Origin of the sequence: Streptomyces sp. NPDC005648, assembly GCF_040605395.1 — a bacterium.
Taxonomy (GTDB): Bacteria; Actinomycetota; Actinomycetes; order Streptomycetales; family Streptomycetaceae; genus Streptomyces.
In genome coordinates this window covers 27,497-42,055 of the sequence record NZ_JBEXCS010000088.1, presented here as the reverse complement: position 1 = coordinate 42,055, position 14,559 = coordinate 27,497, and the positions used below count along the sequence as shown (strand labels likewise).

At 72.6% G+C, this 14,559-nt stretch carries 8 protein-coding genes and 1 riboswitch; of the genes, 3 read left to right on the top strand and 5 right to left on the bottom strand.

What is annotated here, in order from left to right:
• Positions 1–302 precede the first annotated feature (302 nt).
• Positions 303–460: riboswitch (cyclic di-AMP (ydaO/yuaA leader) on the top strand.
• A gap of 11 nt (positions 461–471) precedes the next feature.
• Complete coding sequence (locus ABZT17_RS35675) at positions 472–1,500, top strand: M23 family metallopeptidase (RefSeq protein ID WP_356355311.1); 1,029 nt, start codon at positions 472–474, stop codon at positions 1,498–1,500.
• Positions 1,501–1,597: 97 nt separating this feature from the next.
• Entirely contained in the window at positions 1,598–2,545 is a 948-nt protein-coding gene (locus ABZT17_RS35670) for an aldo/keto reductase (protein ID WP_356355309.1), read from the top strand.
• A 22-nt stretch (positions 2,546–2,567) separates the two neighbouring features.
• Here the strand turns inward: ABZT17_RS35670 and ABZT17_RS35665 are convergent, their stop codons facing one another.
• From ABZT17_RS35665 to ABZT17_RS35650, 4 genes are all read right to left on the bottom strand, one after another.
• Complete coding sequence (locus ABZT17_RS35665) at positions 2,568–3,950, bottom strand: PrsW family intramembrane metalloprotease (RefSeq protein ID WP_356355307.1); 1,383 nt, start codon at positions 3,948–3,950, stop codon at positions 2,568–2,570.
• Positions 3,951–3,960: 10 nt separating this feature from the next.
• Entirely contained in the window at positions 3,961–4,830 is an 870-nt protein-coding gene (gene trmB, locus ABZT17_RS35660; RefSeq protein ID WP_356355305.1) for a tRNA (guanosine(46)-N7)-methyltransferase TrmB, read from the bottom strand.
• Between the two features lie 304 nt (positions 4,831–5,134).
• Positions 5,135–6,376: an L-2-hydroxyglutarate oxidase gene (gene lhgO, locus ABZT17_RS35655; protein WP_356355303.1), complete on the bottom strand. Its 1,242-nt coding sequence runs from the start codon at positions 6,374–6,376 to the stop codon at positions 5,135–5,137.
• A 75-nt stretch (positions 6,377–6,451) separates the two neighbouring features.
• Positions 6,452–7,876, bottom strand: coding sequence for an MFS transporter (locus tag ABZT17_RS35650; protein ID WP_356355301.1), 1,425 nt, complete (start codon positions 7,874–7,876; stop codon positions 6,452–6,454).
• A gap of 697 nt (positions 7,877–8,573) precedes the next feature.
• Here ABZT17_RS35650 and ABZT17_RS35645 point away from each other — a divergent pair.
• On the top strand, positions 8,574–10,673 hold the full coding sequence (locus ABZT17_RS35645; protein WP_356355299.1) for an asparagine synthase-related protein: 2,100 nt from the start codon (positions 8,574–8,576) through the stop codon (positions 10,671–10,673).
• Positions 10,674–10,680: 7 nt separating this feature from the next.
• Here ABZT17_RS35645 and ABZT17_RS35640 read toward each other — a convergent pair whose 3' ends face one another.
• Complete coding sequence (locus tag ABZT17_RS35640; RefSeq protein WP_356355297.1) at positions 10,681–14,538, bottom strand: amino acid adenylation domain-containing protein; 3,858 nt, start codon at positions 14,536–14,538, stop codon at positions 10,681–10,683.
• Positions 14,539–14,559: the final 21 nt, after the last annotated feature.

Sequence of the window (14,559 nt, the reverse complement as noted above, 5' to 3'; positions counted from 1 at the left end):
CGGCCAACCCCGACGGCTACGACTACACCTTCAATTCAAATCCTGTCCCCGCTACTCAAGGCCCAGGGCCGGAGTCCAGACACATGGACTCCGGCCCTGAGTGTTTGGCCGTACGGCGGACAGCCGCAGCCGTGCGGCGGATCCTGAGGGCTGGTCAACTCGCCCGTTTTTAGCCGGTCATGGCACCTAAGTCCAGGCCAAGAAGGTTAATGATCAAGCGGAACACCTTGGAATCCACACCCCGGGTCTATTAACGTTCGATAACGCAGCGCGGTCGTCCCAGCCGTCACAAGAGTCGGCTCCGTGCGCACGCGCCGAATCCCGCAAGGGAGCCGGGGAACCACCACCCTGGGGTGAATCGCGCGGATGCCGTCGTGGCAGCACGACAGGTATACGCGCGTAGGAGACCTTCCTGCTCCGAACCCGTCAGCTAACCCGGTAGGCGAGAAGGAAGGAAAGGAGCACGCCCACGTGGCGTCCAACCCGCCTGCCCCGGCAGCCCCGTTCGTGCCGAGTACCGAGCCCTTCGGCTTCGCCGGACCCCGTATCGACGAGGGGCAGTGGGAGGAGTGGAATCCCACCGAGGACTCGCTCCGCCCGGTACGCGGCCGGCACCGCGTCGCCAAGCAGCGGGGCGGCGGCGGGCTCGCCCGTAGCTCCACCGTTCTCGGCGTCGGTGTCATAGCCGCCGTAGGCGCGGGCGGTATGGCCAGCGCCAACACCGGCAAGCCGCCGGTCTCCATCTCGATGCCCGATCTGGCCTCCGTCGCCCATGTGTTCGACGGCGGCTCGGACGCCCCCAAGGGCTCCGCCACCGCGCTCAGCAGCGTCGGGGTCGCCTCCACGGACACCTCGCAGGGTGCCAGGGACGCCGGTGAGGCGCTGCGCGACCGCATCATGGCGCAGGCCGAGTCGCAGCAGGTCCAGGTCGACAGCAAGGCGCAGTACGCCACCGAGGCCGCCCTCGCCCGGCAGATCGACGCCGCCGCGGCCAAGGCCGAGAAGGACGCGGCCGCCCAGGCGAAGGCCGCCAAGGCCAAGGCCCAGGCCGCGGCCAAGAAGGCGGACGAGGCGGCGCGTCTGGCCGAGCTGGCCAAGCAGTACAAGCTTCCGGTCGTGTCGTACACGATCACCGGCACCTTCGGGCAGGCCGGGTCGATGTGGTCCTCCGGGTACCACACGGGGCTCGACTTCGCGGCGCCCACCGGCACCCTCATCAAGGCCATCCACTCCGGCACCGTCACCGAGGCCGGCTGGGCCGGGTCGTACGGCTACCGCACGATCATCACCCTCGACGACGGCACCGAGCTGTGGTTCTGCCACCAGTCCTCGATCAGCGTCAGCGTCGGCCAGAAGGTCGCCACGGGTGACGTCATCGGCCGTATCGGCGCCACCGGCAACGTCACCGGCCCGCACCTCCACCTGGAGGTCCACCCGAACGGGCAGTCCACCGGTATCGACCCGATGACCTGGCTGCGCAGCAAGGGCCTCAACCCCTGACACCGGCTCCGCCCCGGAGCGGCCGCCTCCGTTTGTTTACGGGATGTTTGCGGCCGTTCCGGAAGATCCTTCTCCGGTGCGGGTGTTGACGTAGGACATGACTTCTCTTCGCAAGCTCGGCTCCTCCGACCTCGAGGTCTTCCCGCTCGCCCTGGGCGGCAACGTCTTCGGCTGGACCGCCGACGAGGCCGCCTCCTTCGCCGTACTCGACGCGTACGCGGCGGCGGGCGGCAACTTCGTGGACACCGCCGACTCCTACTCGGCGTGGGTCGACGGGAACTCCGGCGGTGAGTCCGAGACGATCATCGGCAAGTGGGTGGCCTCCCGCGGCAACCGCGACGACATCGTGATCGCCACCAAGGTCAGCCAGCACCCCGACTTCCCGGGACTGACCGCCGCCAACATCAAGGCCGCCGCGGACGCCTCCCTGCGCCGCCTCGGCACCGACCGCATCGACCTCTACTACACCCACTTCGACAAGACCGAGGTGCCGGTCGAGGAGATCATCGGGGCGCTCGACGAGCTGGTGCGGGCGGGCAAGGTGCGGCACATCGCCGCGTCGAACATCTCACCGGAGCGGCTCCAGGAGTCCCTCGACGTCTCCGACCGGGAGGGCCTGGCCCGCTACGTCGCCATCCAGCCGCACTACAACCTGGTCTCCCGGGACACCTACGAGGGCGACCGGCGGGACATCGCCTCCCGGCAGGGTCTCGCCGCCGTCCCGTACTTCGCCCTCGCCTCGGGCTTCCTCACCGGCAAGTACCGGCCCGGCGCGACGGTCGAGGGCGCGCGCGCCGCGGCGGGCGCCGGCAAGCACCTGGAGACCGAGCGCGGCCGCAAGGTCCTCGCCGCCCTCGACGAGATCGCCGAGGCCCATGACGCCCCCGTCGCGACGGTCGCCCTCGCCTGGCTCGCGGCCCAGCCGACGGTGGTCTCCCCGATCGCCTCGGCCCGCACCCCGGAACAGCTCCCGGCGCTCCTGGGAGTGGCCGACCTGACCCTGACGGACACGGAGCTGAACCGCCTGACGGAGGCATCGGCCTGAGCCGAGCTGCTCTACGACCGCTCTACGACTGATACGGGTTGTACGCCGGGTACGGGCCTCCGTACCCGGGCCCTCCGTAGCCGGGGCCTGCGTAGCCAGGGCCTGCGTACCCCGAGTTCGGGCCCGTCGGGTATCCGTACGCCCCGTACAGCGGCCAGGGCGGCGCGGACACCGGGACCGGGGGTGCCGTGGCGCGGGCCGCGTAGTCGAGGGCCGGCCGGGCGGTCTCGCGGCGGTGCCACAGCTCCGCCAGCAACTCCCGTTCCCGTACGACGAAGTCGGCGCCCGCCCGCCCACGGCGCCCCCGGTGCCGTAGAAAGGCCAGCGAGGTCGCGAAGGCCTCGTACTGTACGACCGCACGCGCGCCGGGCTTTCCGAGGTGGCGGGCGGCGTAGTCGCGGGCGATCCGGCGCGCCCGCATCGAGCCGAGCGCGTAGGGCTCGGCGGGGGTCAGCCAGCCGGTGACGGCGTAGGCGGGCAGCTCCTCGCGGACGGTGCGCAGTTCGCGCTGGCGGGTCCAGATGACCAGCCAGGTCAGCAGGCCGAACGCGGGGACCATGAAGGCCGCGTAGACCGCGAAGAAGCCGTACTCGCCGAAGGTCGACGAGCCGTTCCACATCGCGTGCATGCCCATCGCGAGCAGCAGGCCGCACAGCGGGATCAGGACGCGGCGGGTGTGCTGGCGGTCGGCCGCGGTCGCCGCGAGACCGAAGCCGATGCCGGTGAGGACGGTGAAGAGGGGGTGGGCGAAGGGGGACATGATGACGCGGACGAAGAAGGTCGCCGCGGTCACGGAGGCGATGCCCCGGTCGCCGGTGAGCTGGTCGGTGCCGAAGGCCGTGCCCAGGTAGAGGATGTTCTCGGTGAACGCGAAGCCGGTCGCGGTGATGCCGGCTATCACCACTCCGTCGACGATCCCGGTGAAGTCCCGTCTGCGGAAGAGGAAGACGAGCAGGACGGCGGCGGCCTTGGCCGATTCCTCGACTATGGGCGCTATGACGGTCGCGCCGAGCGTGTCGGCGCCGGACGGGTCGGCCGTCGCCGTGGCTATCCACTTCGTCGCGAAACTGTTGGCGACGATCGCTATCAGTGCCGCCGCGCAGGCGCCCCAGGCGAAGGAGAAGAGCAGGTTCCGCCAGGGGCCGGGCGCCACCCGGTCCAGCCAGCGGAAGGCGGCTATCAGCAGCGGGACGGGCAGGACGGCGAGGCCGAGACCGACCAGGAAGCCCTCGGTACCGGTCTGTTCGCGCACCAGCGCCAGGATGACCAGGCCGGAGAGCGCGAGCAGGGTGACGAGGGCGCCGTAGCGCACCCAGCCGCGCTGCCACCAGTGCGCGTGCCCGAGCGCGGCCGGAGGAGCGCCGGCCTGCGGCGGCTGCGTCGGGTACGGAGGAAAGGTGGCCACGGCATTGACCCTAGGTGGGGGGCTGGTTGTGGTGCTGTACGCGACGGAAGAGCAGGTCGTTCACGACATGTCCCTTGTCCAGTCCCTGTCCCTCGAAACGGGTCAGCGGCCGGAACTCCGGACGAGGCGAGAAACCGCCCCCCGGCTGTGTGTTCTCGAACGCCGGGTGCGCGGTGAGCACCTCCAGCATCTGTTCGGCGTACGGCTCCCAGTCGGTCGCGCAGTGCACGATCCCGCCCGGCCTGATGCGGGTCGCGGCGAGGTCCAGGAACTCGGGCTGGATCAGCCGCCGCTTGTGGTGCCGCTTCTTGGGCCAGGGGTCCGGGAAGTAGACGCGCAGTCCGTCGAGCGCGTCCGGGGCGAGCATCTCGCGCAGCAGGATGATGGCGTCGCCGTTGCCGACCCGCACATTGGCGAGGCCGCGCTGGTCCGCGAGGTTGAGCAGGTTGCCCTGTCCCGGGGTGTGCACGTCCACGGCGAGGATGTTGGTCTCCGGGTCGGCGCCCGCCATCCGGGCCGTCGCCTCGCCCATCCCGAAGCCGATCTCCAGCACCACGGGGTTGTCGTTGCCGAACAGCTCGGCCGGGTCGACGGGGTGCTGCCCGTCGATGTCCAGCCCCCACTTGGGCCACAGCCGCTGCAGCGCGTCCGCCTGGCCCGCGGTCACCCTGCTGCGGCGCGGCTGGAAGCTCCTGATCCGCCGCTCGAAGTGGGAACCGGCCGGGTCGGCCTTGGGCCCGTCGGGAAAGCGGGGCTCGCCCTTGGCCCGGGTGTGACGGACGGAGACACCGGGGGCATGGCCGCAGTGCTCGCCGGAATCCCCGGTCGGTACCGGCTCGGCGGGCTGGGAGGCTTCGGGGGCGTTGAGGGAGTCAGACACAGTGACTCGATTTTAAGGGTGCCGGCGCATCCCGCCGCCGGTCACCCGAGTCCCGTCCCGACCTGGCTCTGTCCCGGCTGCCCCAGGGTTGTCGCGGTCGTCGACCTGGCTCTGTCTCGGCTGACCCAGGCCTGTCGCGGCCACCGCCCTGGACCTGTTCCGGGGCGGCCGGCGTCTTGGACCTGTTCCGGCCGATGCAGGCCTCTCCCGGCCGTCGACCTGGCCCTGTCTCGGCTGCCCCAGGGCTGTCGCGGCCGTCGACCTGGCCTTGTCCCGGCTGACCAGGCCCGTCCCGGCCACCGACCTAGACCCGGCTCGGTCCGTCCTGTACCGAGCCCAGCATCGCCAACGCCTTGCGGGCCACCTCTCTGCCGATCGGCAGGGAGGCCGTCGCCGCCGGTGACGGCGCGTTCAGTACATGTACCGCCCGGGCCCCTTCCTTGATCAGGAAGTCGTCCACCAGCGCCCCGTCGCGCAGCACGGCCTGCGCCCGCACGCCCGCGGCCGTCGGCACCAGGTCGCTCTCCTCCGCGGCGGGCAGCAGTCTGCGCACCGCGTCGACGAACGCGGCCTTCGACACGGACCGCCGCAGCTCCCCCGCGCCGTACCGCCAGTGCCGCCGGGCCATGCGCCAGGCACCGGGCCACGCCAGGGTGACGGCGACCTCGCGCGGCCGGACGATCCCCCACCCGTACCCTTCCCGGGCGAGCGCCGGCACCGCGTTGGGCCCGATGTGGACGCCGCCGTCGATCCCCCGGGTGAGATGCACCCCGAGGAACGGGAACGCCGGATCCGGCACCGGATACACCAGCCCCCGCACCAGCTCGGGCCGCGCGAGCTCGTAGTACTCGCCCCGGAAGGGCACGATCCGCATCCCCGGCTCATCGCCCGTGAGCCGCGCGATCCGGTCGCAGTACAGCCCGGCACAGTTCACCAGCACGCGCGCGCGGACGATGTCACCGGCGGCGGTGCGGACGGCGACGCCCCGCTCCGGCCGGCGGTCGACCTGCACCACGTCCGCGTCGTAACGGATCTCCGCCCCGGAGGCCTCCGCGAGCCGGCGGGCGACGCCCACGAAGTCGCAGATCCCGGTGGTGCCGACATGTATGGCGGCGAGGCCGCGCACCTCCGGCTCGTACTCCTGGATCTGGGAGCCGCCCAGCTCCTTCACCGGAATGCCGTTCTCCCGGCCGCGCTGCACCAGGGCGTGCAGACGGGGCAGCTCCTCCCGGTCGGTGGCGACGATCAGCTTGCCGGTGACGGCGTGGGCGATGCCGTACTCCGCGCAGAACTTCACCATCTCGGCGGCGCCCCGCACGGCGTACTGCGCCTTGAGCGAGCCGGGGCGGTAGTAGATCCCGCTGTGGATGACCCCGCTGTTGCGGCCCGTCTGATGCCGGGCGGGTCCGCCTTCCTTCTCCAGCACGATCACCCGGGTCCCGGGCGCGGACCGCGTGATCGCATACGCCGTGGACAGCCCGACGATCCCCCCACCGATCACGAGCACATCACAGTCATGAGCGATCTCACGTGACACCCGCACCACCTCCCACCTAGATAGTGCACTGCGCCACTGACAGTCACTTCAAACGCGAGAGTAGGTCTCCGGGGCCCGGCCGGCTCAGGCGGGGGCCATGAGCAGGGGCCTCGCACGCTCCCGCAGCTCCACGACCCTCGGTTCGTCGCCGTACGGCTCCAGCCGGTGCAGCAGGTCCTTCACATACTCGGTGGTGCGCGCGGACGAGATGCGCCCCGCGACCTCCACCGCCCGCACGCCCTGCTCGCATGCCGCGTCGAGATTGCCCGACTCGAGCTCCGCGACCGCCGACACCACCAGCCGCAGCCCGTGCGAGCGCACGAACTCCTCCGTCGGCTTCGACAGCGCCTGCTCCGTGAACCGCCGTACCTGCCGGGGCGCCTTCAGGTCCCGGTAGCACTCGGCCGCGTCCGCGGCGAACCGGTCCTCCCCGTAGAAGCCGAGCCAGGACGGATCGTTGTCGCCCTCCCGGGACCGCTCCAGCCACCCCTCGGCGGCCTTCAGCGCCGCCCCCGCGGCCGCTGCGTCCCCGGCACGCGCGTGGGCCCGCGCCTCGACGAGCCGGAAGAAGCTCATGGTGCGGGCCGTGGCCAGGCCGCGGTTGCGCTCCAGCGCGGCCTGCGCGAGGTCGACGCCCTCGTCGCCGAAGCCCCGGTAGGTCGCCTGGAGCGACATGGAGGCCAGCACATAGCCCCCGAGGGGCACGTCGGCCGCCGCGCGGGCGAGCCGCAGCGCCTGGATGTAGTACCGCTGCGCCGCCTCCTGCTGCCCGGTGTCGAAGGCCATCCAGCCGGCCAGCCTGGTCAGTTCCGCGCTCGCGCCGAACAGCGCCCTGCCCACCTCGTCCGAGTACGAGCCGAGCAGCAGCGGGGCCGCCTCCACCCGTAAACACTCGGGCACCATGGACGAACGCCAGTCGCCGCCTCCGTACTTGGAGTCCCAGCGCCTGGCGTCCTCGGCGGCCTCCCGCAACTTCTGCACATCGCTGTGGCCGACTTTGAGCGGTGCGCCCGAGCCCTCGGCCGAGTTCGCCTCGCGCGCCACCGAGCTGTCGGCCGGTGTTATCAGCCACCGGGAGGCAGGCGTCGCGTACGCGCTTACTGCGAACGATCCGGCCAGCGACTGCCAGATGCCGCCGGAACCGGCCCGGCGCCCGGCGAGGTCGAGACGGTAGAGCTCCGTCGCCGACCGCACCGCCTGTCCTACGTCCCTGGGGAAGGCGAGGCCCACTTCGGGGGCGGGATCCGCGTCCGCCAGGCCGATCTCGTGGAGCGGCACCGGACGGCCGAGCTTCTGGCCGATCGCGGCCGCGATGAGGTGCGGGGCGGCGCCCTGCGGCACCATGCCCTTCGACACCCAGCGCGCGACCGAGGTCTTGTCGTAGCGAAGTGTCAGTCCCCGCTGGGCGCCAAGGTCGTTGACGCGTCGGGCGAGGCCTGCGTTGCTGATTCCCGCGAGGGCGAGAACGGCGCCGAGCTTTTCGTTCGGCCCGCGTTGCTCCCTGGACATTGCGCCACCCCTCGACACAGACGGCTGCCGCGTTGGCATAACCACGCGGCATTCGTAAACCCAGCGTAGTTCGCCGCATCCCAAGCGTTAAGAGGCATTGTTCCGGATGGCGGGATTGTGGTCCGTACTGAAGTACGGGTCCGATACGCGCAGTTGCGCCGTGCCCCCGCTGTGTGGCCGTGCGCCCGTGCGTGCGCTCTTCTCCGGCCATCGGGGGAGCGGTTCCATGGGCCGTGCGTGGGTCGGCCCGCTGTACTGGATCCAGTGGGCTGGGGGACACCGCCACCTCCATCCCCGCGGGTGGCGGAACGGTCCGGGAGGCGAACTCCGCCTCCCGGGCTGCGCACCCGGGTCGGCGGTGCGCAGAGCCTGTACGGAGCGTGTCCACGCCTGTCCCCGCAGCGCCAATTTGGCTGAAAATCATCCCCTCGTTCGCGGGGCCATTACCGCTCCCACCACGGAACTTGAGGGCGCGAAAGGCGTTCTCGGGGCGCGTTGTGGGGGCGCATTCACGTCGCAAAGACCTTGGTCTGTACGGGTGTTCGGACCCTTGACGGCCTCCCGCACGGGTGAGCGCCCCGGCGCGCCACGGGGATCGTAAGCGGCTCCTCGGCACCTCCACGCGCGCGTTCTTCGTGGCAGCATGGTGAACCGGTTCGTGCGGTGCACTGGTTGTCCACAGCCTGTGGAGGCGTCGATGCGGTGGTTGGTGGGTTGGAGCAGCACCGCACCGGTGACCGCCGGCATCGGTTCCGCGGGCGCCACCGGGAGCGACGGGGAGACGGTGCATCCGGTGGGTTCCCAACTCCTGTGGGGCGACCCGGATCCGCTGTGGGCGGTCGGCGACTGGCGCCCCGACGAGGTGCGGGTGATCAAGGCGGACGCGCAGAACCGGATCGCGGTCCTGGGCACCTGCGGCGCCTCCGACGAGGAGTTGAGGGTCGGCCTGTTCGCCGCGCGCGGGGGCGCGCTGCGGCATCTGACGGCCTGGTCGGGCAGTTACACGGCCGTGGTCCAGGTGGGTCGCCGGGTCACCGTGTGCGGTGATCTGGCGGGCGCCCGCCCGGTGTTCCACACCCCCTGGGCCGGCGGCACGGCCTACGCCACCGCCGCCCTCCCGCTCGCCGACCTCATCGAGGCCAATCTCGACTTCGGCCATCTGGCGGCCCTCCTCGCCGCCCCCGACGTCCCGGCCGCGCTGCACGACTCCACCCCGTACGACGGCGTACGGCGCATTCCGCCGGGGCATGCGCTGATCCTGCGCGCCGGAGCCCGCGAGATCGCCGGGTACGAGCCGGTCGCCTCCCTCGCCGTGGCGGCGCCCTCGGCCGACCCGGACCGGGCGGTGGACGCGGTGCGGGACGCGCTGGTGGAGGCCGTGCGCGCGCGTCTGTCGGCGCCGAGACACGTCCCGGGCGCCGACATAGACCCCGGCCCGGTGCCGGGCATGGGACCCGCCGAACGCCGTGCCGCGCGCGGGATGCCGGTCGCGGGCATCGGCGCCGACCTCTCCGGCGGCCCGGCCTCGGGCACGCTCGCCCTGCTGGCCGCCGGCCTGCCGGGCATGCCGGGGACGGTCCTCGGACACGGCACGGGCGCCGGCGAGCGCCTTCTGGCGGTCACCTTCAACGATCTGGCGGTGGGCGGACGCGAGGCCGAACTGGAGCGCGCGGGCACCCTTGCCGCCAACCCGCGCCTGCACCACGTGGTCGTCGCCGGCGGCGAGGAGTCCCTGCCGTACGCCGACCTGGACGGCCCCCTGACGGACGAGCCGGCCCCGTCCCTGGTCACGGCCGCCCGCCACCGCGCCCGTCTCGCCTCCGGCAGCGCGGACCACTTCACCGGCTACGGCGCCCGCCAGGTCCTGGACGCGCACCCGGCCCGCCTGGCCGACCTCCTGATGGACCGCAAACGCCGCCACCTCGTCCGCCCCATCACCGCGCTCGCCAAGGCGGACGGCTCGGTGCTGGTCCCCGCGCGCGTGTACGCCGCGGCGCGACGGCTGGCCCGCACGCCGTACCGGACCGGCCTCGAACTGCTGGCCGAGCGCCTCCTGGAGCGCCGTTTCGACGAGCCCGGAGGCGCGGTGGGCGCCTCCCTGGCCGCCCTGACCTGGGCCAGACCGGGTCCCGCGGCGCGCTGGCTGACGGGTGAGGCGCTCGCTGAAGTATCGGTTCGCCTCCAGGCGTCCACGAGCCGCTCGGGCGCCGGCCCGGGCCTGCGCCCCGGCGACCACCGCGCGCGTGCCGCACTCGCCCGCCAGGCCGCCGACCTCCGCGTCCTGGAGCAGGCCGCCGAGATCCGCTCCCAGCGCCTGCACGCCCCCTTCCTCGACAACCAGGTGGTCCGCGCCTGCCGCGCCCTCCCCGAGGCCCTGCGGGTCCAGCCGGGCGCCCGTGCCGCCATCCTGCGCACGGTCCTGGAGGGCGCCGGCGTCCGCGACCTCCCGCCCGGCTGGGGCGCTCCCTCGCACGCCTCGGCGGCCGTCGCGGCCCGCACCGGCATCCGGGTCGCGGCGGACTCCCTGATGACCCTCTTCGCCACCCCGCTCCTGGCGGAGGCGGGCCTGGTGGAGGCACGGGTGGTCCGCAAGGCCCTCCGCGCGGCGGCCCAGGGCGAGCCGCTCCCGCTGGACGGCCTGGCCGACCTGGTCTCCCTGGAACTCTGGCTCGGCCGTCTGCTGTCCCGCCGGGGCACCTGCTGGACCGGCACCCCGGCGCGCCAGCGGGCGGTACCGGCGGGGATCACGCCGAAGAGGGGCGCGCTGGCGTCGGGCGGGGGAGCGGGCGTGGTGTGAGCGCGGCTCAGTCCCGCGTGGAAGCCCGTATCGCCGAGACGAGTTCCGCGACCCCGTGCTCCTTCAGCACGCCGTAGTGGTCCCCGGTCAGCTCGACCACCGTGGGCGTACGCGTCGAGTAGCCGCTGTGCGACTCCAGGAACGAGTAGTCGTCACCCCGCGCCTTGAAGACGGTGATCGGCGCCTCGACGGTCCGTTCGGTCAGTTCGCGGAAGGTGTAGTCGAACTCGTAGGTGGTGGCGACGATCCGGGTGATACGGCGGATCGTGCTCTCGTCGAGCGCGGGGAGCAGTCCGCCGACGTACGACACGAAGCTGTCCTCGTCATGGGTGGCCGCGAGGCAGGCGTCGAGGGCCGGCCCGTGGATGGTGCCCGCGAAGACGGAGAAGAGGATCGTCACGTACGCGGGGTTGGTGTAGGAGGCCTCGCGGCTGCCGCCGGACCGGCCGACCCTGGGGTTTCCCGGGCAGATCAGCAGCAGCCGCTCCACCTTCTCGCCCGCCTGTTCCAGCTGCCAGGCCGCCTCGAAGGCGACACGGGCGCCGAAGGAGTAGCCCCACAGCGTGTACGGGCCGTCCGGCTGCGTCCGCCGGATCTCGCGCAGGTCGGCGCTCGCCATCTCGCGGATGGTCGGGTACGGCGTCTCACCCGCGTTGATCCCGTGCGCCTGGACCCCGAACACGGGCCGGTCCAGGCCGACTTCGCGGCCGAGCAGCCGTAGGTTCATCGGGGAGCCGCCGAGGCCCGGCCAGCAGAAGACGGGCGCGAAGTCCCCCTCGCGGGCGAGGGGGAGCAGCCGGGAGGCGGGGGCGCCGGTGTCCGCGTCGACGCGGGCGGCCAGCTCGCGCAGGGTCGGCGCGTCGAAGACGACCTGGAGGGGCAGCCGGGTGCCGTACTCCCGGTTGAGGCGGTTGATCAGGGCCACGGCGATCAGCGAGTTGCCGCCGCAGGCGAAGAAGTCGTCCTCGACCGAGACCGCCGTCGGGTCGGGGTACTTCAGTGCCCTCCCCCAAGCCGTGGCCAGCCGCCGTTCGGTCGGGGTGGCCGGCGCGACACGAGGGCCGGCCGCCGGGGCCGCGATGACCTCGGGGGAGGCCGCGAGGGCCCTGGTGTCGACCTTGCCGTTGGCGGTGAGCGGAAGGGCGTCCAGGACCAGGACCCGGCCGGGAACCATGAAGTCCGGCAGTACCTGGGTGAGTTCGTCGCGGATCATCTCGGCGGGGCCCTTGGTGTGCACGGCGTCCTCGCCCATGCCCTCGCTCGCCACCTGCTCCGCGCCGACCCGCCCGCCGAGGAAGAAGTACGACGCCCCGCTCTCGACACCCGCGGCGGCGAGGATGTCGTCGAGGCGGCGGGCGGTCGGCAGGGGGCGGCCGCTCTTCGAGGAGTAACCGGAGGACATGAAGCCGAAGCCGGGGACGCGCTGCAGATGGTGCAGCCGGGTGCCGAGGCAGACGTACTCCAGCCAGGGCTCCTCGGCGCGGCTGACCGCGCTGATGCCGAAGCCGGCGCGGGCGTAGACACCCTGGTTGATGGCGATGACGTGCCGGGGCTCGATCAACTCCTCGCCCAGCGGCTCCAGTCGGCCCTCCCGGTAGCGGTACTGCCCCGTGGGCAGGCCCTCGACGCGGCCCGGGTGGGCCTGGACGTACAGCTCGGTCGGGTCGCGGCGCGGCCGGCCGTCGTTCGCGGTGATCTCGAACGTGCCGATGTAGTGGTCCTCCTCGGCGACGTCGAGGGCGGCCTTGACGTCCGGGAAGTGGCCCAGCGGGGCGACGGTCAGACCGTGGGCGGGCAGGATCTCCTCGAACACGCCCAGCATGTGGCCGGTCTCGAACTCCAGGACCTCCTCGATGTTGGTCGTGTAGACGGGCTCGATCGCCCGCCGCTTGCCGAGGAAGTGCAGGGCGAGACCGCCCTCGCGGCAGCGGCCGGTGGGCTCGCCGACGCGGACCAGGGTGTGGTCGGCCGGGTGGTGGTAGTAGACACCGGGCGCCAGGCCGGCGACGCCGCCGGACTCGACGTAGAGCTGGGTGGCGTACAGGGCGCCGGGGGAGGCGTAGGAGTACTTGGGGAGCAGGCGTTCTTCGCTGCGGAAGGGTCCGAACCAGCGCAGGACGACGCCGAGTTCGGAGAGCGTCAGCTCGTCGAGGGGGCGGCTGTACGGGGTGCCGGGGCGGGGTGCCAGGAGGGCGAGGAGGTCGTCGCGGGTGACCGGGCCGCCCTCGTAGAAGCGGTACGTCTTGCGGGCGAAGGCCGCGCGGCGCTGCTCCGGGGTCTCCGCGCGGCCGGGCAGGGCGAGGGCCGGGCGGCCCGCGAGCTCGGCCGGCTCGCGCAGGCCGGGGTTGGACAGCTGGGCCCTGACCTGCAGTTTGGACGCCTTGGACTGGTGGTGGGCGCCGTGCGCGCCCTGGTCCATGACGGCGGCCGTACGGGGATTGAGCTCCACGCAGGCCACCAGGGCCTGGTGGCCGGTGCGGGCGTCGTCGGTGACGAGGGCCGCCGCGCGCCGCACCCAGGTGTGCTCCTCGATCCGGGCCGCCACCTCCTCCAGCTCGACGCGGTAGCCGCGGAGTTTGACCTGGTTGTCGGTGCGGCCGACGAACTGCAGCGTCCCGTCCGGGTTCCACAGGCAGATGTCGCCGGTGCGGTACAGGCGCTCGCCGGGCGCGAACGGCGACTCGACGAACCGCTCGGCGGTCTGCTCGGGGCGGTCCAGATAGCCGCGGGCCAACTGGGCGCCGCCCAGGTACAGTTCGCCGCTCTCCCCGATGTCGACGGGCGCGCGGTTCTCGTCCAGGACATAGGCGTGCACATCGTCGACGGGGACGCCGATCGGGACGGTCGCGTTGGCGGTGCCGCCGACGTCGTCGGGGTCGACCTGGTGGGCGGTGGCGTTGATGGTGGTCTCGGTCGGCCCGTACAGGTTGACCAGGCCGACCCCGGGCATCGCGGCGAAGAACTCGCGGGCGAGCCGGTGGGTGAGCGCCTCGCCGCCGGAGAAGACCCGCTGGAGCGAGGCGCAGCTGCCGAACTCCTCGGTGTCCAGCAGAGCCTGGAGCAGCGTCGGCACGCACTGCAGGACGGTGACGCCGTGCGCCCGTACCGTCTCGATCACGGCCTCGGGGTCGCGGTGGATGCCCGGCGCGCCCATCACGACCCGGGCACCGACCGCGGGGGCGAGGATCTCCCACTGGGCGGCGTCGAAGCTCATCGGCGTCTTCTGCAGGATCGTGACCTCCGGCCCCAGGTGCCCGCAGGAGGCGAGCCAGCGCAGCTGCCCCACGACCGCCCGGTGCTCGATCATCACGCCCTTGGGGCGGCCGGTGCTGCCCGAGGTGTAGATGACGTACGCGAGATGGTCGGGGGCCGCCGGTTCCCGGGTGAGGGGTTCGCCCGCTTCGGGGGTGGCCTCGGCGGCGGCGGTCTCCTCGGCCGTGTCCTCGGGGGTGAGGACCGTCGTGCCGCGCGGTGCCAGGGCGGTGAGCCGTTCACGCAGGTGGGGCTGGGTGACGACGACCGAGGTGCCGGAGTCCTCCAGCATGTAGCGCAGCCGGTCCTCGGGGTAGTCCGGGGAGAGCGGCAGATAGGCGGCGCCGGCGGCGAGGATGCCCCAGGCGCCGGTCATCAGGTCGAGGGACGGCTCGGTGAACAGGCCCACCCGGCTGTCGGGGCCGACGCCGAGGCCGGCCAGCCGGGCGGCCAGGGCCCGGGCGCGCGCGTCGAGTTCGTGGTACGTGAGCCGTTCGTCGCCCCGGCTCACGGCCGTGGCGTCGGGCCTCAGCTCGGCCTGGAGCGCGAGCAGGTCGGGCAGGCAGGCGCCCGTGATCGGTATGCCGGAAGTCGGTGCACTCGCTGTCTTCATCGGATCGCCCCCGCAGTGTGG

Excerpts from the sequence above, each read along its gene's own strand:
- ABZT17_RS35670 (WP_356355309.1), top strand. The coding sequence starts at position 1,598 with ATGACTTCTCTTCGCAAGCTCGGCTCCTCCGACCTCGAGGTCTTCCCG.
- ABZT17_RS35650 (WP_356355301.1), bottom strand. The coding sequence starts at position 7,876 with ATGTCCAGGGAGCAACGCGGGCCGAACGAAAAGCTCGGCGCCGTTCTC.
- ABZT17_RS35645 (WP_356355299.1), top strand. The coding sequence starts at position 8,574 with ATGCGGTGGTTGGTGGGTTGGAGCAGCACCGCACCGGTGACCGCCGGC.
- ABZT17_RS35640 (WP_356355297.1), bottom strand. The coding sequence starts at position 14,538 with ATGAAGACAGCGAGTGCACCGACTTCCGGCATACCGATCACGGGCGCC.